Annotated in this window: 20 protein-coding genes; 1 reads left to right on the forward strand and 19 read right to left on the reverse strand. The window is 37.2% G+C overall.

Going from position 1 to position 22,702, the window contains the following annotated elements; all coding sequences use genetic code 11:
• Positions 1-197: 197 nt before the first annotated feature.
• The 13 genes from topA to C7K43_RS04185 form a co-directional block, all read right to left on the reverse strand.
• Positions 198-2,276 carry a type I DNA topoisomerase gene (gene topA, locus C7K43_RS04125; RefSeq protein WP_124005702.1) on the reverse strand — a complete coding sequence of 693 codons (2,079 nt, stop codon included), beginning with the start codon at positions 2,274-2,276 and terminating at the stop codon, positions 198-200.
• 134 nt (positions 2,277-2,410) lie between these two features.
• Positions 2,411-3,289: a DNA-processing protein DprA gene (gene dprA, locus C7K43_RS04130; RefSeq protein WP_124005703.1), complete on the reverse strand. Its 879-nt coding sequence runs from the start codon at positions 3,287-3,289 to the stop codon at positions 2,411-2,413.
• Between the two features lie 59 nt (positions 3,290-3,348).
• Positions 3,349-4,116 (reverse strand): ribonuclease HII, encoded by a 768-nt coding sequence (locus C7K43_RS04135; protein ID WP_124005704.1) that lies wholly within the window; start codon positions 4,114-4,116, stop codon positions 3,349-3,351.
• Positions 4,117-4,965 carry a ribosome biogenesis GTPase YlqF gene (gene ylqF, locus C7K43_RS04140; protein WP_124005705.1) on the reverse strand — a complete coding sequence of 283 codons (849 nt, stop codon included), beginning with the start codon at positions 4,963-4,965 and terminating at the stop codon, positions 4,117-4,119.
• A gap of 251 nt (positions 4,966-5,216) precedes the next feature.
• Entirely contained in the window at positions 5,217-6,635 is a 1,419-nt protein-coding gene (locus C7K43_RS04145) for an ISLre2 family transposase (RefSeq protein ID WP_124005706.1), read from the reverse strand.
• Positions 6,636-6,931: 296 nt separating this feature from the next.
• Positions 6,932-7,477, reverse strand: coding sequence for a signal peptidase I (gene lepB, locus C7K43_RS04150; RefSeq protein WP_124005707.1), 546 nt, complete (start codon positions 7,475-7,477; stop codon positions 6,932-6,934).
• Positions 7,478-7,502: 25 nt separating this feature from the next.
• Positions 7,503-8,915 carry a S41 family peptidase gene (locus C7K43_RS04155; RefSeq protein WP_124005708.1) on the reverse strand — a complete coding sequence of 471 codons (1,413 nt, stop codon included), beginning with the start codon at positions 8,913-8,915 and terminating at the stop codon, positions 7,503-7,505.
• 30 nt (positions 8,916-8,945) lie between these two features.
• Positions 8,946-9,167, reverse strand: a complete 222-nt coding sequence (locus C7K43_RS04160) for a YozE family protein (protein WP_124005709.1) — start codon at positions 9,165-9,167, stop codon at positions 8,946-8,948.
• Positions 9,164-9,679, reverse strand: a complete 516-nt coding sequence (gene msrA, locus C7K43_RS04165; protein WP_124005710.1) for a peptide-methionine (S)-S-oxide reductase MsrA — start codon at positions 9,677-9,679, stop codon at positions 9,164-9,166. The genes C7K43_RS04160 and msrA overlap by 4 nt, the downstream gene beginning before the upstream one ends.
• 10 nt (positions 9,680-9,689) lie before the next feature.
• Positions 9,690-10,334 (reverse strand): YpmS family protein, encoded by a 645-nt coding sequence (locus tag C7K43_RS04170; RefSeq protein WP_124005711.1) that lies wholly within the window; start codon positions 10,332-10,334, stop codon positions 9,690-9,692.
• The gene (locus tag C7K43_RS04175; protein ID WP_124005712.1) at positions 10,331-11,224 is read right to left on the reverse strand and encodes an SGNH/GDSL hydrolase family protein; all 894 of its coding nucleotides are present in this window, start codon (positions 11,222-11,224) and stop codon (positions 10,331-10,333) included. The genes C7K43_RS04170 and C7K43_RS04175 overlap by 4 nt, the downstream gene beginning before the upstream one ends.
• A gap of 162 nt (positions 11,225-11,386) precedes the next feature.
• The gene (locus C7K43_RS04180; protein WP_124005713.1) at positions 11,387-12,238 is read right to left on the reverse strand and encodes a DegV family protein; all 852 of its coding nucleotides are present in this window, start codon (positions 12,236-12,238) and stop codon (positions 11,387-11,389) included.
• A 121-nt stretch (positions 12,239-12,359) separates the two neighbouring features.
• Positions 12,360-13,427, reverse strand: a complete 1,068-nt coding sequence (locus C7K43_RS04185; protein WP_124005714.1) for an iron-containing alcohol dehydrogenase family protein — start codon at positions 13,425-13,427, stop codon at positions 12,360-12,362.
• A gap of 240 nt (positions 13,428-13,667) precedes the next feature.
• Between C7K43_RS04185 and trhA the strand changes: the two genes are divergently transcribed.
• Positions 13,668-14,327 (forward strand): PAQR family membrane homeostasis protein TrhA, encoded by a 660-nt coding sequence (gene trhA / locus C7K43_RS04190; RefSeq protein ID WP_420824153.1) that lies wholly within the window; start codon positions 13,668-13,670, stop codon positions 14,325-14,327.
• A gap of 103 nt (positions 14,328-14,430) precedes the next feature.
• Here the strand turns inward: trhA and C7K43_RS04195 are convergent, their stop codons facing one another.
• The 6 genes from C7K43_RS04195 to C7K43_RS04220 all read right to left on the reverse strand — a co-directional run bounded on the left by C7K43_RS04195 (position 14,431) and on the right by C7K43_RS04220 (position 22,698).
• Entirely contained in the window at positions 14,431-14,919 is a 489-nt protein-coding gene (locus C7K43_RS04195; RefSeq protein ID WP_124005716.1) for a dihydrofolate reductase, read from the reverse strand.
• A gap of 16 nt (positions 14,920-14,935) precedes the next feature.
• The gene (locus tag C7K43_RS04200; RefSeq protein ID WP_124005717.1) at positions 14,936-15,883 is read right to left on the reverse strand and encodes a thymidylate synthase; all 948 of its coding nucleotides are present in this window, start codon (positions 15,881-15,883) and stop codon (positions 14,936-14,938) included.
• An 18-nt stretch (positions 15,884-15,901) separates the two neighbouring features.
• Positions 15,902-17,782 (reverse strand): ABC-F family ATP-binding cassette domain-containing protein, encoded by a 1,881-nt coding sequence (locus tag C7K43_RS04205; protein ID WP_124005718.1) that lies wholly within the window; start codon positions 17,780-17,782, stop codon positions 15,902-15,904.
• Between the two features lie 262 nt (positions 17,783-18,044).
• Complete coding sequence (locus C7K43_RS04210; RefSeq protein WP_124005719.1) at positions 18,045-20,177, reverse strand: penicillin-binding transpeptidase domain-containing protein; 2,133 nt, start codon at positions 20,175-20,177, stop codon at positions 18,045-18,047.
• Between the two features lie 298 nt (positions 20,178-20,475).
• Positions 20,476-21,753, reverse strand: coding sequence for an LCP family glycopolymer transferase (locus C7K43_RS04215; protein ID WP_124005720.1), 1,278 nt, complete (start codon positions 21,751-21,753; stop codon positions 20,476-20,478).
• Positions 21,754-21,888: 135 nt separating this feature from the next.
• Positions 21,889-22,698 carry an ABC transporter permease gene (locus C7K43_RS04220; RefSeq protein ID WP_124005721.1) on the reverse strand — a complete coding sequence of 270 codons (810 nt, stop codon included), beginning with the start codon at positions 22,696-22,698 and terminating at the stop codon, positions 21,889-21,891.
• Positions 22,699-22,702 lie beyond the last annotated feature (4 nt).

A 22,702-nucleotide genomic window follows, 5' to 3' on the forward strand; every position in this document is an offset into this window, starting at 1 on the left:
TATTCATTTAAAATGTAGCATAGAAGAATCAAAAATACAAACAAGTTGTCAGAATTTAATCAATATTTCAAAGTATGTTCACAATTAAAAAAATTATGAAATTAATGCTTCCTCTTCTTATTATCAAGAATGTCTAAACTGTCTATAACAGAAAAAATTCCCACAAATGTCGTTTGACATCATGGAAATTTTTTCATTTATTTTTGCACATCTTCCTTATAATCGCAATTAGAGCAAACGACTTGTTTGCCACCTTTTTTCTTTTTCTCTACCAAGTAATGATCACATTTTGGACAAGCGCGACCTACTGGTTTATCCCATGAAATAAAGTCACACTCTGGATAACGATCGCAACCATAAAAAATGCGATTCTTTTTCGATTTTCTTTCGATCACTTGTCCTTTTTGACATTTAGGACAAGTAACACCAATTTCTTTAACAATCGGTTTGGTGTTACGACATTCAGGGAAATTGCTGCAGGCGTAAAATTTCCCGTAGCGCCCTAATTTAATAACCATCGGGTGGCCACAAACATCACAATCAAAACCGGCTGGCTCATCCTTGATTTGGATCTTTTCCATTTTTTCTTCAGCAGTATCCAATTCCTTTTCAAAAGGCTGGTAAAAACGATCGATAACTTTGACCCATTCTTCTTTGCCTTCTTCAATATGGTCTAGATCTTCTTCCATCCCAGCAGTAAAGGAAACGTCGACAATTTCAGGAAAGAAATCTTCAATCAGATTGTTGACAATCTCACCCAATTCAGTTGGTTCAAAACGCTTTTGCGCAAGTTTGACATAATAACGTTTTTGGATCGTCTGTAGAGTAGGAGCATAAGTTGACGGGCGACCTACACCATTTTCCTCCAAAGTCCGAATCAATGTTGCTTCACTAAAACGAGCCGGTGGTTGAGTAAAGTGTTGGTTAGGTGTGATATCTTCTGATTGTACAACATCACCGGAAGCTAATTCTGGCAAAATATTTTCTTTGTCCTTTTTACCATCATCGCGTCCTTCAACGTACACTTCCATAAATCCTTTAAACTTAACTTTTGATCCATTTGCCACAAAGATAACACCGTTTTGGTTTAGCGTAGCCTTTACAGTATCAAGAATCGCTGGTTTCATTTGACTAGCAACAAAACGAGACCAAATTAACCGATACAACTTCATTTGATCTTTATCTAGATATTTTTCAATCGATTCTGGAGTTCGCAGCGCACTAGTAGGACGAATTGCTTCATGGGCATCTTGTGCGCCTTGCGCGTTTTTTAATTTTTTATTACTGTGTGCAGCGTAACTTTTTCCATAGGTTTGTTCAATAAAATCAGTCACTTCTTGTTTAGCACTGTCAGCAATACGTTTGGAGTCGGTACGCATATAGGTAATTAGCCCAGTTGTGCCGCCTTTTCCTAACGAAATTCCTTCATACAATTGTTGAGCAATCATCATCGTTTTCCCAGTACGAAAATTTAATTTACGTGCAGCTTCTTGTTGCAAATTACTAGTGGTAAAAGGAGCTGCGGGATTTCTTTTACGTTCTTTTTTCTCAACTTTTGTTACATCGTAATCTTTACCTGATATACGTGAGGTAACTTCTTTGACCGCTTCTTCGTTAGGCAATTTTTTCTTTTTACCGTCAACGCCCCAAAAATTCGCTTTAAATTTTTTGCGTCCTTTTTTGAAGTTTCCATCAATACTCCAATATTCTTCTGGAGTAAAATTACGAATTTCTTTTTCTCGGTCAATAATCATTTTAAGTGCAACCGATTGAACACGCCCAGCGCTTAGCCCTTTTTTCACTTTACGCCAAAGCATAGGACTAATGGAATAACCCACTAAACGGTCCAATATCCGCCGCGCTTGTTGAGCATCCACTAAGTCTAGATCAATTGATCTAGGCTCTTTAAAAGCTTCTTTGACAGCATCTTTAGTAATTTCATTAAAAACCACTCGATTTTTATCATGCAGGTCTAATCCTAAAATATAAGATAAATGCCAAGCAATTGCTTCCCCTTCTCTATCCGGGTCACTAGCAAGATAAACTTTTTCTGCTTTTTTAGCATGTTTTTTTAGATCTTTGGTCACATCGCCTTTTCCGCGAATAGTAATATAATATGGTTCATAATTATTTTCAACATCAATTCCCATTTTACTTTTTGGTAAATCACGAATGTGGCCAACACTGGCTACAACTTTATAATTACGACCAAGATATTTTTCGATCGTTTTCGCTTTCGCTGGCGATTCCACGATCACCAAATATTTATAAGCCATTAAAAGGCCCCTTTCTTAAATGGATTTCTACTATATATAGTGCCATTTAATTTTCGAATAACAAATCGTAGCCTATCATAGCCATTTGAAAATGGTTTGTCAAGCAAGGAAACATAGCGCTCTTAAAAATTCCTTTAAAAATCAGTTAAATCTTCTAAGATGTCTTGCACCGAAATAACGCATTTAGCGCCATCTTGAATAAGTCGATGACAGCCATCAGATTGTCCAGTTAAAATTTCGCCTGGAATAGCAAAAACGTCTTTGCCATAGTCCAATGCCAGTTGAGCTGTAATCAAAGAACCACTGCGTTCTTTTGCTTCAATAACGCAGGTGGCTTTACTTAACCCAGCAATAATTCGATTACGCATAGGAAAATGATGTTTTTTAATCCCTGTACCTTGCGGATACTCGCTTAACACTAAGTGATTTTTCTTCATCTCGCCAAATAAAGCTGTCACTTCTCGTGGATAACAAATATCCAAACCACTGCCTACAACGCCAATAGTCGAACCGCCTGAACGAATTGCTATTTCATGACTTATACGGTCGACCCCTTTAGCTAGTCCACTAACTATGACAAATCGCCGCTTTACGATAGTAGGAAGTAATTTATGAAGAACTTGAGCAGAGTAATTTGTAGACTGCCGCGCACCTACAAAAGCCAAACGAGGATACTCTAACAGAGCAAGGTTTCCTTCATAAAATATAACCAGTGGCGGATAAGGAAGCTCTAATAACTCTTGCGGATAATCTGGCGATAACCAAGTGACATATTGCTGGTGTTGCAATTTTTCTTGTAACCAGTCATCACTAATTGACCGAAAACTATCACGAAACATTCCTTTGTACTGATTAATTTGAGCAATCTGAATCACATCTTCAGCAAAAAACTTTTCAGCATGAAATTTTTCATAGAATTTCACAATCTTCCATTTGCCGATGAGCCCAATTCCCTTACAATAAGTCAGCTTTAGTACCATTTTTTCAATCATTGACAGTTCTTCGTAACGCAAAAAAATCCCCCTCTTTCTTGTATTCATTAATAAATACGCAAAAAAAGGCGATTTCTTTTTTATAAATATTTTTTTATTGGTGCATACGATTTTCGATGAATTGACGTAATCCCGTGTTCGGCTAACCCGGTCAAATGAGCCTGAGTGCCGTAACCAGCATTTCGGTCAAAGGCATAATAAGGGTACTGATTGTGGTACTCTTTCATCAAACGATCTCGATAAACTTTAGCAATAATACTTGCAGCAGCGATAGATACACTTCTTGCATCGCCTTTTATGATTTTTTCTTGCGGAATTGAAAGGTCTAATGACATCGCATCAATCAACAAATGGCCCGGTGCCATTGTCAAATTTTCAACCGCTTCGGTCATAGCAAGCTTGCTCGCTTGATAAATATTCACCTGATCAATTTTTTCAGCAGAAATTTCACCAATCCCAACTGCTACCGCTTGTTCTCGTATCTCATCAGCCAGCGCTAATCGTTTTTTTTCGCTTAATTGCTTAGAATCATTTAGCCCAAGGATAACGCTGTCTTCTGGTAGAATAACCGCTGCTGCCACAACTGGCCCTGCCAGCGGACCTCGTCCAACTTCATCAATGCCTGCAACCAAATGATGTCCATTTTTATAACATGAACGTTCAAAAGACTGCATGGTATAAAATTGTTCTTTTAATGCTTGTTCTTTTGCCAATCGTTTTTCTAATTGTAGCAAAAGTTTCTGCACGCCTTTCCGTTCATCTGCTTGCAATTGCGTAACGTAAGGATCTTCGATTGACTCAACCTCGAGCAAACGGGATTTTATCATAGAGATTGCTTCTTTTGCCATTTACTCACCCATTTCTTCATAACGATCTAAGGTATATTTTCCCAGTTTGCCATCTCTTATATCATGGATAACACGCTGGCTACCTTTCTCATAATCTTCCTGAAAACCTTGCTTTTGAGTAATCAGCATTAACAAGTCCGGAGAGGGAAGTTGCAAGTCTTCTTGTGTTAGTTGATAACGTTTAGCAAGTTGTTCTGGATAAAATTGAATGAAAAAATCCAATCCATAAAGAGCGATGTCATCTTGATGAAACAATTGCTCTTTGATTGCCCCAGTCAAAGCAAGCTTTTTACCAATTTCTTGGTCTTCAAACTTTGGCCATAAAATTCCCGGCGTATCTAATAATTCCAGATCATTTTTGTAACGAATCCATTGTTGACCTTTCGTTACACCCGGACTATTTCCCGTTTTAGCCTTTTTTTTACCAGCCAATCGGTTTAACAAGGTTGATTTCCCTACATTGGGAATACCGATTACCATAGCTCGGATTGCTCTAGGCTTTAGGCCCTTTTGCTGCTCACGTTGTAGTTTCTCCACTAATGCTTCTTTAGCCTTCGGTAAAATCGATTTGCTTCCTTTATTATCTTGCGAATTAATAGCTAGAACCGCAAATCCCTGCTTATTAAAATATGTTTCCCATTGTTTTGTTTGGGATGGATCAGCTAAATCAGCCTTATTGATTAATACCAGACGCGGTTTTCCTTGCAAAATTTGATCTAACATAGGATTTCTAGAAGAAATTGGCAATCGCCCATCAACTAATTCAAAAACAATATCAACAAATTGCAATTTTTCTGATACTTGACGCTTGGCCTTCGCCATATGGCCAGGATACCATTGGATGGTCATATGAATCTACACTCCTTGCTATAACAGCTCTTTTAAACACCTTTTCATAACATTTCCCTTAGGAACACTGTTTATCATAAACTTTTTCTAGTAGTGTTTCAATTCTTTTAATTCTTGAGTATGTGTCAAATTTTCTGAGGTTGAATAAAAAAGAGGCGTTTTGGACAACCACTATTTATTTTTTGATCGTTCATAAGCCTCCCTTGCGGTCGGCTGGCCCCGTTACATATGATGGAAAAAAACCCTTTCCATCATAAGTAATGGGGAGTTGGATTTAATTGCTTAAGATTGTTCGAAAACTGGCCTAGCGGAGAACTCTTCGCATAGCCTTCCGCGATTTGTCCGCTAAAAGCTCCTTCATGCGAATAAAATTTCGGTTTTTTCTGAACAGCGCGTTTCATTTTTTTCCACTTTTGTTCCCGCTCAACGTCCGCCTGAGGGCGTTCATCATATTGATTGAGCCATCCGTTAATTTCATGGTTTCGAAGACTATCAATCACTTGAATCATAGCGGTGGCGCCTGTCTTCGTCCATAATCGGCCTTGCCGTTTCATTCGATAGGTGATCTTTCGATGCGTACTTTCAATGGTGCCAATACAGGCTTTAGGATCTTGAATCCCTCGATCTTTCAGCGGACGTAAATAGGGCCAGTTCCGTATGAAATAAGCCGATAGAAGGCGCAGCTGCTCATTCGCTTTTTCTTCGTCTTCCTCGATCAAACTCTCCGCAGTATCTAAACACGTTTGGACTTTATCCCAATCATACTGTCGAAGGGCTTCCTGCATTTTCGGTTGAAGTTGGGGGACGAAATACAAACGCTCTTTGACTTTTCGCTGCACGTGATAGCGATCGCGGAAGTGCTCATGTCGTAAACAACCGAGCGCCAATTCGTCAAAGACCGCTTTTTCATAACCTGAACCCCCATCACTGTTGGAAACCACAACCGTATCTCTCAAATCGTAATTCGCCTGGAGATAATGCATCATTTCTCGTTGGGCTTTTTGTCGATTCAGATCACTGATAAAATACGGGTGGATCAACGTCGAGCGTTGGCCATCTTTTTGCTTTCCTTCACACACTTGAAAACGATGAATTTCGAGGGATTGTTTTTTCTGTCCATGAATTTGCACACCGTCCCCTTCCAGATAAAGAAATGGCACTTTTTTCTTCTCTACAACCCCGTCATAACGTTCTTCACGCGTGCTTCTTGCTTGAATAAGTGTTCCGGTTTGAACAACTAACTGCTGGACATTTTGATGGCTCATACTCCACGACGTTAAACAATCAATGGCTTTGGCGACATGGCGATAGACCATCATCGAACCTAACTCAGCGACGTTTCGCAGCACCAATGAACTATAACGGCTTCCTTTACGAATCCCTAAAAACTTATCGAGCGGGTAATAAATATCGCCTGCCGCGTTTTTCATTCGTCTTCGATGGAAGGTCACGGTGCCAAAAAGAAAGGTCACCGTCCGGGAGCTTTTTCGATCACTTTGATAGCCTTGCGCTTTGGCTTCGATAAAAAGCTCATCATCTAACTGGCGAAAGGCCTCTTGTGCTAAGAAAATGATCAGTTGGGAAAAGAAGTGCATCATCGCCTTTTCTCGTCTTAAAAAGGAGGTTTCCTCCTTCATTACTTTAACTAAATCTGTTATAATAGACTCCATAAGAAACCGCCTCTGTTATTAGTGCCTGTCACAGCCCAATAACTAGAGTAACGGTTTCTTTTTTATTCGTCTAGGGTTAACCTCAATAAATTTTACACTTAGAATTCTTGATACATGATTTTGTATTGCAATTTTGAATTTTTTCTAAAAAAAAAGGGATGTTGTACAAACTAGCCTTCTTTTGGGCAAAATGAAGGCTAGTCGCTCGTACTTCCCTTGTTTTTAAAAGTTCTTTTCCTTTATATATAGTAAAAAAAGTTTGTAAAGTTGAATAAATCAGCTTTACAAACTTTTTATCAAATAATTTTCATATGCTGTAGGGGATAATAAACAAAATGGGCAGTGCCGAGGATCTCATCCTCTGAAATCGCCCCAAAAGAGCGACTATCTTTGGAAAGACGACGGTTATCACCAATGACAAAGTAACTATCCTTACCCAATTTTTTTACACCCATCAATTCTTCAAAATCAAAATCATAGGTATAAGGAATTGACTCATCATCTTCATATAGATTATCTTCTAAAAACGGTTCGTCTACTTTTTCACCATCGATATACAGCTGATCGTCTCTATAACTGACGGATTCGCCTGGCAGCCCGATAACTCGTTTGACATAGGTGCTACCATTAGGAAGATTGAAAACAACGACATCAAAGCGTTTGACACTTGATAAACGCTCAACTAGCACCATATCTCCTTGTGACATAGTATCTTCCATCGAACTTCCTTGGACTGGTATAGGAATCAACAAAAAACCACGAAGTAAAAGTGCCAGTATTCCAGCCGCAAATGAATATTTTATTATCAGCCAAAACCATTCGAAAAATCGTTCTTTATTCATTTAGTCATCGATCCCGTCTGAATAATCATTTTGTTAATTCTTCAATTGCTTTTTGATACATTGGGTCAGATTCCTGAACTTTTTCAACGACTGCTTGTTCAATAGCTGAGCTGGTTTCTTCATTTAGGCTACCGGTCGGTTCGATCTCATTATTTTCTTGGAAATCTTTCACCGCTTGCTCGGTTTCATCGTTAAACTGATCACCCTTTGTTTCGTATTCCAAAGCTTGCAGGAATTTATTTAAGTTCTTACTGTCATCCGATTGATCGCCTTTTTCTAACTCTTCATCTTTAGGCAATGGAGGCAAATAGGCATAATCAGGTAGATCAACTTCAGTCGTGGGTTCCACACCCTTTTCATTGATCCATTCCCCTTTGGGAGTCAGCCATTTTTGTACAGTCATTTTCACTTCACTATTATCGGAAAAATCACTGACGCTTTGGACAGTACCCTTACCAAAAGTATGGGTTCCAACAATTGGTACATCCGCCGACTCTTTTAAAGCAGCCGCAAAAATCTCTGAAGCAGAAGCACTATCTTTATCCACCAACACTGTTGTAGGTTCTTTTACTTTAAAGCCACCATCTAATTTTTCAGAAGCCTTACTTTCACCAGTAATTTCATCATCTGTTCCAAACTGAACAATTGTTTTACCATCTTTTAAGAACATGCTGGCCATTTCTTCTACTTGATCTAGATAGCCCCCAGGATTTTGACGTAAATCGATAACAAAAGATTCAGCACCTTGTTCACGTAAATCTTTAATCGCATCTCTTAATTCCTGCGCTGTATTCTCGTTAAAGCTAGCAATTTCGATACTTCCTATAGCTTGATGATCTTCATCAAGCTCATATTTTAAGGATTTAAGCGGAATTGTATCACGTTTAATATCTACCTCAAAGGTTTCATCTTCACGTTCAACGGCTAATTTTACGGTTGACCCTTTTTTCCCACGAATCGTTTGCACTACAGAACTAAGATCTTTACCTTGCGTTTTTTCACCATCAACTTCTAATATTTTGTCGTTTGCCCGTAAACCAGCTTTTTCAGCCGGGCTATCTTTTACGGGTGCTTCAGAAACCTCTGGCAGATCATCTATGAGGGTTAAGGTTGCGCCAATGCCTTCAAAATCGCCGGATAGCGAATCATTAAACTCTTCAGCTTCTTTTTCGCCTAGATACGAAGTATAAGGATCGCCTAAGGCATCTGTCATTCCTTCAAGTGCCCCTTCAATCAGCTGATCGTCGTCCACATCTTCATAATAATTTTCCTGAATATCGTCATATAAAGCATGAACCTTATATAAATCATTTCGTGAAAATGAAGAAGCTTGGAAAAACTCACTGGATGTAACCCAATAAACCAATCCACCTGATATAAGCGCCACGAGGACTAAAGAAACAATGTATTTACCAAACGATATCTTTTTATTTTTCATGTAACACCTCAATTCCACTCGAAAGGGCACTTACCGGTTATTTTCTAAATACTTTTGCCAAGTTTGATCAAAAATATCCATATTATTTAAGTAATCAACATTCATTTCCAAGTAATCAGAAATTTCTTCGTAACTATCGCTATGTTTAGGAAACTGAATATCTTTGGTCGCATTATTGGCAAATACCTGTTCTTCATCAGAAGAATTCGGTCCCCTTAACGTCATCAAATAATGGTAGAAACTACGCTTCATTTATCCCAGTTCTCCTTTATAAAAGCAGCTCTTTTAGCGTGGTTTCTAGCAAAATTACTAGGGTTTTTCTTATAAAAATCTTGATGGTACATTTCTGCCGGATAAAAAGTTTGCGCCGGTTCGATTTGAGTAACAATGGGTTGGTCAAAACGTCCACTTTCTTGTAAAGCTTGACGACTTTGTTCGGCAATTTCTTTTTGTTCTTCATTTAAATAATAAATGACTGGACGATAATTATCTCCCCGGTCTTGAAATTGACCAAAAGCATCCGTAGGGTCTGTTTGTCGCCAATAAAGTTCTACTAAATCTTTATAAGAAACCACTTCTGGATCAAAAATTATCTCAACAGCTTCTGTATGTCCAGTTGTTCCAGTAGTCACTTGTTCATAAGTTGGATTTTCAACGTGTCCTCCTGTATAACCAGACACGACTGAATAAATCCCAGGCTGTTCGTCAAAAGGTTGCACCATACACCAAAAACAGCCGCCCGCAAAAATTGCTCTTTGTTTCATATAATCACTCCTATTTTTCCTTGTCCTGAGGTAAGTATAAACTTACTTGGATGTCATCATCAACCAAATTGATTTTTTCTGCCTTTACAAATAAACCATTTTCCATGCGAAACTGATCAAGTCGGACTAACACAGTCTCTTCATCTGGATTAAATTCAATCCATTTAGGAAATTTAAAACTTTTTTCGATCATTTTCATTACCTGTTTTACAGGAAGATCTAAAGTCCCTATTGATAGACTATCTGCTTGTAGTTGCACATTGCCATCGTCTGTAACATAGGGATCAAAATATAAATAAAAAGTAATTGGCGCGCCTAAAACTTTAAAATCACCGGTCAGCATCGCCTGGTTTTCCAATTGGAAATGATATTCTACATCAGAATCCTTCTGGTAATTTTGTAAATAAAAATCAATCAGTGCATTAATCTGTTCTTTATCGCTGTTAATCGATAAAACGGGTTCTCCTTCTCGCTGGACAATTGGCTGTGTATCATATTGAATAACTTCTCTTTGTTGCGTAGCACGTAAGAAAAAAAAGCCAACCAAACCTACAATAATTCCTAATAGCGCAAGAAAAGCAACTTTCCATTTATTTTTCACAGCAAAAGATTTTTCTTTTTCTGTTTTTTTATGCTTTTGTTTTTGCTCTTTCACGATGCGTTCTCCTCTGTCAGCCAATCACTTTTGGTTGCATCAATTCTTTTCATTACTTCTTGAGTAATCAATTGATAACCAATCGTATTAGGGTGGAAATTATCTTCTTCATAAAGTGCCTTATTTTTTACCGAGTCTAAATTGTTTTCTTTCTGCTCTGCAGAGGAAGAAGTTTCTTCATCGGTGTTTATAGCTGCTTCATTTTCAGTACCTTTAGAAATTACTTCATTAATTGGTACAAAATAAGCATTATCCTCTTTTCCAATAATCTCTTGCGTCCCTTCATCCCAATTTTCTATAATGGTTTGCATATCTTCAATTTCTGGAAAATTAACATAAAAAGGATTATACACGCCCAGCATATAAATTGTGGCATTTTCATTTAAGGAACGGATTTCATTCATTATTTCAGTAAGATTTTCTTGGTACTTTTCTAATGGACGCTCAAACGAATCAACGGTTAGACCAAAAATATTCTTTTTAATGACTTTCATAATATCATTCCCTCCCGCTGTTAACGTAATAACATCTGAAGAAGCAATATCTGATTGCGTTTGATCATCTTCTTTGATACGCTGCAAAATTTGATCGCTACGCTCGCCCGCAACACCGTAGTTGTCTACCTCAACACTGCTAAGAGAATAACCCTCTTGCAAAGAATCAGCCACAAGTGAGACAAAACCACCATTTTGAGTTGCATCACCTACACCTTCTGTCAAAGAATCACCGACAGCGGTGTAGTGAATCCGCTCCTTGGTTTCACTTTTAGTAACATTAGTAGCCGCTAACTTAGGCTGTGCTTTAGGCAGGCTTAATTGAAGAATGATAAAAGTCAAAAAAGCAATGACTACCACACTAAAAAATGGAATAAAAAACTTTTTACCCTTCATACTGTTTCCTCTTTCTAACGACTACTCGTCATTTTGCTTGCAAACTTACATACAGTTAGTTTATCAAAAATAATGAAAAAAACGTACTGATTTTCATTTTATTCACCAAATTTTAAAAAATCAAAAAGAAGAGCCATTCGTTGGCCCTTCCTTTCTTTTACTTTATTGAGCTTGTTCTGCATAATACATAATCGCGAATGCATCTTTTCCGGTATGTGTTGCAATAATTGGCGTCGTGTGCAATAAATAGATTTCTAATTGTGGGAACAACTCTTGCAATTCATTTTTATATTTTTCACACTGTTCTTTGCCGCCTGCATAAGATATTCCTATTTTTTTCACAGTGGAGTTGTTTTTCAATTCACTTTTTAAGCGTTCAAACCATTTGTTGAAGGTTTTAGTTCCTCTTCCTTTTATAATAGGAAATAAATCACCGTTTTTAAATTCCATGATTACACGCATACTCAATATACTAGATAAAAGACCTTTTGCGCGACTAATACGACCACCTTTAACAAGGTTTTCAAGTGTTGATACACCAATATATAATTTCGTATTTTGTAGCATTTGTTGAATTTCCGGAAGCACTTCTTCTGAGGTTTTTCCCTCTTGTGCCAATTGTGCAGCCCGTATTACTGCAAAAGCTAATGATTGATCCGTTGTTTTTGTATCAATAACGGTCACCTTGCTTTTAGTTATATTGCTTGCTTGTCTAGCTGCATCGACAGTACCACTTAAGGTGTCAGACATATGAATCGACAAAATTTCACTGCCGTCTGCTCCTAATTCATCATATAAATTAACGAACTCACCAATAGGGGGTTGGCTCGTTTTAGGTAATTTTTTGGCTTTTGCCATCATTTCCATAAAACGCTCGCCAGTAAGACTTTCATCGTCAGTATAAACAGTTCCATCTATCATTACAGAAAGAGGGATGATGTGAATGTCATATTGATCCCTTAAGCTGGACTTCATCGTTGCCGAGGAATCCGTTACTATTTTTAATTTTGCCATAATTTCTGTTCACTCTCTCCTTCAGCTGTGTCCCCTTTTGCAAGTGAACAAAACCAAATCATTTCTTTAATTAGTATAACAGAATGAACGTGATTTTTCATCAAAAATAAACACTTAAAACCTACAAAGATTCGACAGCTTGGATTGCGGAAAACACTTGCTCTTCTGTCACTTCTGGATCTATCATCCGGAAAGTATCCTCTTTAGCTGCCGCCTGTTTAATAACTGCAGCTAGCCCTTCTTCTGACACATCGCTAACATTCATTTGAGCTAATTTAGTAGGTAAGCCTATCATTTCATAGAAAGGATAGATGGCTCTGATTTCGTCAAAATCGTTAGTGTAAGCTAACTGAACTAAAATACCATAAGCCACTTTTTTGCCATGTAATGCATCATGCGTATTTTCCAAATAAGAAAGACCATCATGTACCGCATGCGCTCCTGCAGAACGACCATAACTTACAGCAAAACCACCTGTTTCACCAGCCAAAGCAATAATTGTATCCGTTACACGCGTAAAGGCAGGCGAAATTTCTTGTTGTTTTAATGATTTAATCGCATCTTGTGAGTCTTCTAATAAAATCGCGGCAATTTCTTTAGCACAAGCGATTCCTAAACGTGTGTAAGCAGACTTCTGATCTTCTTCTAAAGTATTTGTGATCCCAGTAATTTCATACCATTTTGCTAATGTATCACCGATACCTGCCACAAAATAATCTACAGGTGTTGCTAGTAAAAATTTCCAATCAACGAGCGTTAAATAAGGCGCGCGACTTTGAAATCCCATACACCTAAACGTACGGTTAGGATAGTAGACAGCCGTAATTGGTGTAAACGGAGCGCAATTTGAAATTAATGTTGGAACTAAAATAACATCACAATTTAAATTTTCTGCAGTTAATTTAGCTGTATCCATCACGCGACCACCACCAATACCAACGATTACATCCGCTTGTTCAATTTGTTCAGCGATTTTTTGAGCGTTTTCATAGCTTGCGCTTCCATCATATCGATAGATGGGAAAATCAAGTTCACTTTGATAAAAGCCATTGAATACTTGATAAGAAATATCCCCTGTAATCACAGCTACTTGTTTAAATTTCGTTAAATAATTGGGTAAGTCATTTAATACGTCCGTTCCGCTCACATAACGATTTCCACCTGGACGTACTTCATCATTAATATTCATAGCACTCCTCCTAAGTAATTGAAAGTGGATTAAGTTTACAACTGTTTTTTTCTGAAGTCAATGTTGAAAACGCATTATAATTGTAATTTTCACAATATTCATTAAACTTATTTTTTTCTGTTGCTTGTATAAGGTTTCGTTAAAACACTTGTATCATTTAAGAAATATTCTTGAATAAAAAATTGTTTACGTGTATAGTCGAATTAAAGACAAACGGAGTGTTTTTTACTGAAAAGAGGGATGCTTGTGGAAGCTAAGAAATTTACACAAAAATATTTAATAACAAATGAAGTTTTTAATGCTATCACTCATGGAATTGGTTTTGGTTTAAGCGTTGCCGGCCTCGTCATTTTGCTAGTCAACGGAACGCGCCTAGGCTCGTCTATACATATTGTATCTTATGCAATTTATGGTTCGATGCTGATTTTACTTTTCTTAACGTCTACCTTATTTCATAGTCTGATATTTACTAAAGCAAAAAAGGTTTTCCAAGTTTTCGATCATGCTTCCATTTATTTATTGATCGCAGGCAGTTACACACCTTTTTGCTTGTTAAGCATTGGTGGGACTTTCGGCTGGGCATTATGCAGTGTGATTTGGTTATTAGCCATCGCGGGTATTGTCTATAAATCATGTACGTTGCACAAAAAAGAAAATGTCTCAAAACTTTCTACTTTAATTTATGTTTTGATGGGCTGGGCATGTATTATTGCCTTTCGTCCGCTGATCGACTCACTAGGTATTTCAGGAGCTCTGCTTTTAGCTAGTGGCGGCCTTGCTTATACCATCGGTTCCATTTTTTATAGCCTAAAAAATGTACGCTTCATGCATGTTGTCTGGCACTTATTTGTTATGCTAGGCGCTGGGTTTATGTACTTTTCAGTTTTATTTTTTACTTAAAGTTCATTTAAAAAGACGAGAAGCCATGCTTCCCGTCTTTTTTATGGTCTCTATCGAACAATTTAAAACAATGCGCTTATTGCGCTATAATGCTCAAAAGTCTTTATACTTTCTCATAAATCTCAAATTGGTGTTTGTAGAGATTTTTTTCATCTACAACGCCCTCTTTTTTTTCTATTAATTTCCAGTGTGACCAATCAACGTCTGACATATACGTATCACCGGCAAAAACTTCATCGATTATCGTGCGATATAAATAGTCACAATAAGGTAAAAACAGTTGATAAATTTTTGATCCTCCAGCGATAAAAACTAGCTTTGTTTGCTGATTCGCTATATCAAGTACTTCTTCAATTGAATGCACCACTTGTACATTTTCAGCTGTATAAGAAGGATCTCTAGTTAAGACAATCGTTTCACGGTCCGGCAAAGGGCGAGCCCCCATGCCTTCAAACGTTTTACGTCCCATAACAAGGATATTTCCTACTGTCATTTTTTTAAAGTACTTCAGATCATTTGGTAAGCGCCAAGGAAGCTGGCCATCTCTTCCAATCATTCCATTTTTGTCTTGAGCCCAAATAGCTGCTAACATAAGGTTTGACCTCCTATCATACTGCGATGGGTGCTTTGATCGCTGAGTGCGGTGCGTAATCTTCCAATTGAATATCTTCCATATCAAAATCAAATACTGAATTTTTTTCTTGATTTAACTTCAATGTTGGCGCCATCCGTACATCACGAGATAGTTGTTCTTTCATTTGCTCAAAATGGTTATTATACAAATGTGCATCGCCTAATGTATGAACAAATTCGCCTACATCTAAACCAGTCTCATGCGCAATTAAATGGGTCAATAACGCATAGCTAGCAATATTAAAGGGGACACCTAAAAATACATCGCCGCTTCTTTGATAAAGCTGACAACTCAACTTATTGTTATTGACATAAAACTGAAACATAGCGTGACACGGCGGTAAAGCCATGCTGGGCACATCTTCAGGGTTCCAAGCAGTGACAATCATGCGGCGTGAATCAGGATTTGTTTTAATTAATTCAATTACATTTTTAATCTGGTCGATAAAACTGCCATCGGTCGTTTCCCAATGACGCCATTGGTAACCATAAACTTTTCCCAAGTCCCCATACTTTTTGGCAAACTCATCGTCGTTTAAAATCTTTTCGCAAAATTTGTTAGCTTCCTTTTTATAAGCCTTATTAAAATCTTCATCTACCAAAGCACGACGACCGAAATCAGCCATATCAGGACCATGATAATCTTCACTTTGTACATAATGCGCGAATGCCCATTCATCCCAAATATGATTATTATGCTCAAGCAGAAAACGAATATTAGTGTCCCCTTTTAAGAACCACAGTAATTCGCTTTTAATCAAACCAAAAGGCACCCGCTTAGTAGTCAATAGTGGAAAGCCTTCACTCAAATCAAAGCGCATTTGATAACCAAAAATACTTTTGGTTCCCACACCTGTACGGTCTTTTTTTTGATTGCCTTCATCTAAGATTTTCCGACCTAAATCTAGATAAGCTTGCTCCATCGATACTTCCTCCTTTATTTATGTGTACTCGCTTAAATATTCCCAACGTTCCATTTTATCAGATAATTCTTCTTCTTTTTGGTCGACTTCTTGCTGTAGTTCTTGCAGTTTAGTATAGCTATTGCTTTGTTGATTCATTTCTTCTTTTAACTGAGCAATCGACGTTTCTAATGAATCGATAACATCTTCAATGGTTTTCCATTCTTGTTGTTCCGCGTAAGTTAATTTTTTCTTTGTTTGTGGTTTTTCTGCAGTTTTTGGTTCAACCGGCTTTAGTTTAGATTGTGTCTTAGTAGCTGCTTTTTCTTGCCGATAATCATCGATTGAGCCTATATAACTATCAATCGAGCCATTTCCGTTAAAAATCAATAATTTCTCGGCCACTTTATCTAAGAAATAGCGATCGTGAGAAACCGTAATTACTGCACCCGAGAAAGTTTGCAAATAACCTTCTAAAATAGTCAAAGTATCGATATCTAAATCATTGGTTGGTTCATCCAAAAGTAAAACATTGGGTTGTCCAATTAATAATTTTAATAAATATAAACGACGTCTTTCACCACCGGATAATTTTCCAATTTTGGTTCCGTGCATAAATCGAGGAAATAGGAACTGTTCAAGCATTTCTGCAACGCTAGTCGTTGTTCCATCACGTTGAGTAGCCTCTTCGGCAGCTTCTTGTAAATAACTGATTATCCGCTTATCTTCGTCCATTGCTTCATTTTGTTGGGTATAATAAGCAATACGCACTGTTTCACCAACAATCAGTTCACCTGAATCTAATGGTAAGCGCTCTGCTAAAATATTTAACAGGGTTGATTTTCCTGCACCATTTTCGCCCGTAATACCTAAACGTTCTTTTGATTGGATCAATAAATTAAAGTGGTCTAGAATTGTTTGTTGGTTTACTTGATAAGAGCCATCTTTAATCTCTAGAACTTTTTTGCCTAACCGTTTCGTCGCAAAGTCTAACTCTACTTGTTCATCCGTTTGAACTTGATGAAGATTTTCTTTTAAATCTTCAAAACGATTAATTCGCGCTTGTTGTTTAGTACTGCGCGCCTTGGCGCCTGCACGCATCCAAGCTAATTCTTGTTTATACAATTGTTTGCGTTTATTTTCTTGTTCTGCTTCGATTCTTTGACGCTCTGCTTTTTCTGCTACGTAAGTCTCATAATTGCCTTGATATTCATAGAGTTTACCAAAAGACAATTCAAAAATACGGTTGGTTACATGATCTAAAAAGTAACGATCATGCGTTACCATCAAGACAGACCCTCGATAGCGAGATAAATAATCTTCTAACCATTCAATTGCATCATAATCCAAGTGGTTAGTGGGCTCATCGAGCAAAAGTAAGTCTGGCTCGTCAATTAATACCTGCGCTAAGCCCACACGTTTTTGCTGTCCACCTGATAAAGTTTCAACCTTTTTGTCTAAAGTTGAAATACCTAATTTTTGTAAAATGATTTTAGCATTTGTGTCGGTATTCCAAGCATCTTTTTCATTCATCGCTTCTTGTGCCGCAGCGTATCTATTCTGTGCTTTTGTTGATTGACTATCATTTTCTAATTCAAGCAAAGCTTGCTCATACTGTTTTACCACACGCACTTGCTCATTTTCCCCTTGAAAAACTACTTCTAGTACATTTTGTTTAGGATCTAAAATGGTATCTTGTAATAAATAGCCGATACGATAATCACTAGGATAATAAACATGCTGCTTATCTCCATCATCTGTTTCCAAACCCGCTAGTATCGATAACAAGCTTGTCTTTCCGGTACCATTAACACCGATTAACCCAATTCGATCATGTTCATGGATAATAAATGAAATTTGATCAAAAAGTACTTTATCACCGTACGTTTTTGAAAGATCGCTAACTTTTAATTCTTTCACGATATCTTCCTCCGATCCATGCCATTGTATCACAAAATAGTTGGTTTCAGTAAAAATTCTAAAACGAAAATTTTTGTTATTGTTGATTATTTTTTACTCGTAAAATAAGTCTAATTTTTAGATTAGTCCAAATCGACTATAAATAAGGAGGACCTTTGGAAAAGAAGACTGATCACTTCTACTTCCCTTGTTCTTAACAGACTCCCTTCATATATGATAAAAAAGCAGCGAACAGTTAAAAATTGTCCGCTGCTTTCATTTATTAATTATCTTTATACAAATCATAATAAGCGTCCATAACTTCTTTAGTAATTTTTTGGTTAGGTGTGCCTCGATCATCGCTTCGCCGAATTTGTGGAATTACCACAGCAAAAGCAATTTCTGGATCATCATACGGGCCGTAGCTAACCATATTCAAGTTATCAACGCTAATTTCGTTACCATCTTCAAAAACTGACATTTCCGCAGTACCGGTTTTAGCTGCCAAATCCATTTTAGCATCAGCCAAACTTTTAGCGGTCGTCCAAGCGTTATTTTCATTTGCTACATCGTGGAAACCTTTTTGAATAGTATTTAGGTTTTCATCTGAAATATCTACTTCATTCAGAACTTCGGTATCAATTTTATCTTTTTCTTCACCTAGGCCGCCTTCCTCATCATTATCATAAATTCCAGTAACTAAATGAGGACGAACGCGTTTGCCGTCGTTAGCAACGGTTGAAACGTATTGAGCCAATTGCATTGGTGTGTACGTATCAAATTGTCCAAAAGATAAATCTAGAAGGTTCCCAGCTTGTCCATCAGCGTCACTCAACTCATCAACAGGTGTGCGTATTCCTGTCACTTCATCCGGTAAGTCGATACCTGTTTTAACTCCCATACCGTATTGAGCCATAGCATCGCGCAATTGTTTATAAACGCCACCTTGGCTTTGAACGCCAGGAATAGAAACTGTGCCGCCATTATAATTAATACCTAACATTTTTAAAGTAACTTGGATCATATAGGAGTTCGAAGAATATTCCAAGGCCTTTTGAGCAGACAAGTTTTGGTTGTTATTCCCATTTCTATTGAAAATAGAGGCCTTGTTATTAGAACCAGCTAAACGAACCGGCTGATCGTAAAGTACTTCGTTTCCTTGGATTGCCCCAGATTTCCAGCCAGCAGTCAGTGTACCTGCTTTGACAACAGAACCTGGAGTAAAGGATTTCGTGTAGGTTCCAATCGCGTCTTCATCAATATCAGAAGAACCTGTCTCATGATAATAACCACTCAATGACAGTATCTCGCCTGTTTTCGGATCCATTGCCACAGCATAAATTCCAGGTGAATAGTTCGCCATACCATCATCAATTAACTCTTGATAATTGTCTTTAACAATTGTATCAACTTCTTGTTGAAATTCTGAGTCAATTGAAAGTTTTAAATTATCACCCTTTTTGCCTTCTGAAACAGTATTTTGGTTGACAATTTGTCCATTACGATCAATCGAAACTTCGCTTTCTGACTTCGTTCCTTGTAAGACACTTTCATATTGTTTTTCTAAATAGCTTGTGCCGACACGATCATTACGAGAATAACCTTTGTCAACATACTCTTCCTCTTCTTCAGCAGGTAGACCTTGTTCTTGCGTGGACACTTGTCCAATAACACTTTGTAATGGGTTTTCATCAGTGACCATCTTTCTAGTCCAGTCCATACCAGTAGAAACGCCTGGTAATTCTGTTGCACGTTCGGAAACACGCGCAATTTCTTCATTAGAAACATCACTGTTTTTAATATAATCAGTGGTTAATTCTTGCGTACCGTTTAAACGCTGAAAGATCGTAGCCAATCTCATTTGATCATTATTAAAGTCAATTTCATCATCTTGAACTTTATCTACCAAAGCAGAATATTCTTCTGATTCAGGTAAATTAGATTCTTTTTCGGACAGACGATCACGAGCAGCTTCAAGATGATCTTCATCAGCTAGCCAGAAATCTTTTAAATCACGTTCTGTCAGACTATCGTCTACATCGAAATCAACCAGTTCATCTAATTTTTCTGCGATGTCCAATAAGTCTTGAGCTTCCATATCTAAACCTCTAGTAAACGTAATGGCTGCTTCAGAATTATTTTGCACTAATGGTTCACCCTGTGAGTCATAGATCATCCCTCTAGGAGTACTTTGCTCAATTGTTCGTACTGAAGATGCTTTGATTCTAGTTTCCATGTTCTCACTGTTGACAATTTGAAGGTTTCCTAATTGAACAACCAATGCAACAAATAAAATAAAGATCACCACAAACAGCACATTTAACCGAAAAGGAACATGAGATCTTTTATATGTATGAATTTTTTCTTCACTCTCTTTTTTGGCAGAGTTTTTTAAATGATTACTTTTCTTGGGCATGATAACATCCTTCCACCTCGAACTACTGATATCATTTTACCAAAAATTTCAAATTAAAAAAGCAAAATCACGGATTTGAAGAAATATTTATACAAAACACAAAAATTGGCAATAAAAATCAATTTTGTTTCACGTAGCTTTAAACATTTTTTACAAAATAATGATTCTACACACTTTCCAGACATTTTATTCACGAAATTCCGTGAAACTTTTTTTGTGCTATCTCCAGTGTGGATAACTTTTTAAAAAGATCTTTTTTCTACTAAAAAAGACCCATGCTTACATGAGTCTTTTTTGCTTACTGATAATTCTCATTTATCATCCCGTCACCTAACCCTTGATCATATCCTGGATCATAGTTATTGGGTTGGTTATAATCTCCTTGCTGTTGGGATGATATCTGAGGTTCCTCTGCTTGCTGTTCTTCTGCCAGCACCTCAGGGCCTTGTTCTTCTTGTGGTACTTCTTCTTCTTCTTGCTCAGTTGCTTCTGGATAACTTTCTGAGTTTTCATCATCTTGTGAATCTGGCACTTGACTATCATCATCAGACTCTGACTCGTCTGTATCATCATAGAATTGATTTCCAATAAATCCGTTTTGTGAATATTCATTTTGCGGGTCAATTTCCAATTCATCACTTGTTGGCAATTCTAATTGTCGTTTCAATTGATTTTGCAAATCCAGTAACTCATTCATACCTAAAATTTGATAAGATATACCATTAATCATTTGACTTTCGCCTTGTAACTGCTCCTGCTCAACTTTTTCAAAAGAAGGATAATAATTACTTGCGATATCAAGCATATCATTCCAAGAAAGGTCCGTTTTAGAATTTTCCTCTACCGCATTTAAAATACTTCTATAATTACTTACGCTATCGATACTAACTAGTTTATCCACGATTTTTGTAACAACTTCGCGTTGTCTTCTTTGTCGTCCGACATCGCCTTCTGGATCGTCTTTTCTCATACGCGCATAAGCTAGACCTGTTTCACCATCAAGTTTAATCTTACCCTTAGGCACATGAACACCTTCTAAAGTAAAATCAATTTTGTTGTTTACTTCAATACCACCAACAGTATCAATCAGGTCATTCATCCCTTGCAGATTAATCGTCGCATAGTGATCAATTGGGATATCCAACATTTTTTCCACTACATCCATAGAAAGCTCCACGCCGCCATAAGCATACGCATGATTTAATTTATCAAAGGTTTGGCCATCGTCAAGCATATCGGCCATAATATCCCGTTCGAGACTGACAATGGTCGATTCTTCTTTTTTAGGATTGACAGTAACAACCATCATACTATCGGTACGCGCAGGATCGTCTTCATCTTCTTCACGGCCTAAGCCGCCAGAGTCAATTCCCAATAATAAAATAGAAAAAGGCTCGCGATCCGCAATACTAACTTCTTTGTCTCTCTTACTTGATCTTCGATTGATTTCTTCATTAATATTATTTATCGCACTGTTTGCATCATCTAAAGCCTGCATCCCGTATACAGTGATACCAGCAACGACTAAAGCGAGTGTCGTTAATATCCCCACGATAATTTTCTGATATAAACGCATCCCACACCTCGTTTTCTCCTAAGAACATTTTATATAAATCTTGGCACAGTTCTTTTGGATTTACAACATCCCGTTTTTTTCATTACTAAATTTTAATAAACCAAAAGAAATGAATATTAGTTTCTTAAACCTTTATTAAATGTAATCTACAAATTTCGCACGGAATTTCATGTGCAGGTGACTCCCTAATATCAGCATGGTCAATACGATTCCCCAAAATATCAAAGTATAAGTTGCTTTTTCAAAAAACCACTCGCGGCTTAAAAAGGAATCTCGAAAACCATCAATAATATAATAAATAGGGTTTAGCCTTAATATTTTCACTGCCACATCTGGTAAATTGCGATTTTCAACATTTACAATAGCACCTGAGATATAAAACAAAAGCCGTATTGTGGACTGCAAGAAAATATGATAATCACGAATTAATACGGTAATGGTTGCATTCAACAAACCAAAGGCGAATAAAAAGGAGACCATGCAAATAAAATAATAAAAGTATTGAATCCAATAAACACTAGGATTTATGCCAAAAAATAAAGCCGTCACAACAACAATTGCTATCATAGGAAAATATGAAGTAAGGTTACTGACAATGTTAGTTGTCGGCAATATGCTTACCGGAAATTTCATTTTAGAAACGAGTCCTATTTGTTTATAAATACTATTTGAAGCGCCCAAAATAGAAGAACTCATATAGAACCAAGCGGTAATCCCAATCAGCAACCATACGATAAAAGGAACGTCACCAACATCTTGTCCTTGCCTGAATCCGACACCAAAAACTAAATAATAGATCCCAATTTGAATTGCTGGGTTTAATATTTGCCACGCCAACCCTAAATAGTGACTCTGGTAATCCGCTTTATCTTCGTACCGCGACATTCGAAAGACCATACCGATATGTTCAAATTGCTCTTTTATGACCGTAATAATCTCTTTCACAAAA

The organism is Tetragenococcus koreensis (assembly GCF_003795145.1).
Classification (GTDB): domain Bacteria; phylum Bacillota; class Bacilli; order Lactobacillales; family Enterococcaceae; genus Tetragenococcus; species Tetragenococcus koreensis.

Excerpts from the sequence above, each read along its gene's own strand:
- topA (WP_124005702.1), bottom strand. The coding sequence starts at position 2,276 with ATGGCTTATAAATATTTGGTGATCGTGGAATCGCCAGCGAAAGCGAAA.
- C7K43_RS04135 (WP_124005704.1), bottom strand. The coding sequence starts at position 4,116 with ATGGCAAAAGAAGCAATCTCTATGATAAAATCCCGTTTGCTCGAGGTT.
- ylqF (WP_124005705.1), bottom strand. The coding sequence starts at position 4,965 with ATGACCATCCAATGGTATCCTGGCCATATGGCGAAGGCCAAGCGTCAA.
- C7K43_RS04145 (WP_124005706.1), bottom strand. The coding sequence starts at position 6,635 with ATGGAGTCTATTATAACAGATTTAGTTAAAGTAATGAAGGAGGAAACC.
- lepB (WP_124005707.1), bottom strand. The coding sequence starts at position 7,477 with ATGAATAAAGAACGATTTTTCGAATGGTTTTGGCTGATAATAAAATAT.
- C7K43_RS04155 (WP_124005708.1), bottom strand. The coding sequence starts at position 8,915 with ATGAAAAATAAAAAGATATCGTTTGGTAAATACATTGTTTCTTTAGTC.
- C7K43_RS04160 (WP_124005709.1), bottom strand. The coding sequence starts at position 9,167 with ATGAAGCGTAGTTTCTACCATTATTTGATGACGTTAAGGGGACCGAAT.
- msrA (WP_124005710.1), bottom strand. The coding sequence starts at position 9,679 with ATGAAACAAAGAGCAATTTTTGCGGGCGGCTGTTTTTGGTGTATGGTG.
- C7K43_RS04175 (WP_124005712.1), bottom strand. The coding sequence starts at position 11,224 with ATGAAGGGTAAAAAGTTTTTTATTCCATTTTTTAGTGTGGTAGTCATT.
- C7K43_RS04180 (WP_124005713.1), bottom strand. The coding sequence starts at position 12,238 with ATGGCAAAATTAAAAATAGTAACGGATTCCTCGGCAACGATGAAGTCC.
- C7K43_RS04185 (WP_124005714.1), bottom strand. The coding sequence starts at position 13,427 with ATGAATATTAATGATGAAGTACGTCCAGGTGGAAATCGTTATGTGAGC.
- trhA (WP_420824153.1), top strand. The coding sequence starts at position 13,668 with ATGCTTGTGGAAGCTAAGAAATTTACACAAAAATATTTAATAACAAAT.
- C7K43_RS04195 (WP_124005716.1), bottom strand. The coding sequence starts at position 14,919 with ATGTTAGCAGCTATTTGGGCTCAAGACAAAAATGGAATGATTGGAAGA.
- C7K43_RS04200 (WP_124005717.1), bottom strand. The coding sequence starts at position 15,883 with ATGGAGCAAGCTTATCTAGATTTAGGTCGGAAAATCTTAGATGAAGGC.
- C7K43_RS04210 (WP_124005719.1), bottom strand. The coding sequence starts at position 20,177 with ATGCCCAAGAAAAGTAATCATTTAAAAAACTCTGCCAAAAAAGAGAGT.
- C7K43_RS04215 (WP_124005720.1), bottom strand. The coding sequence starts at position 21,753 with ATGCGTTTATATCAGAAAATTATCGTGGGGATATTAACGACACTCGCT.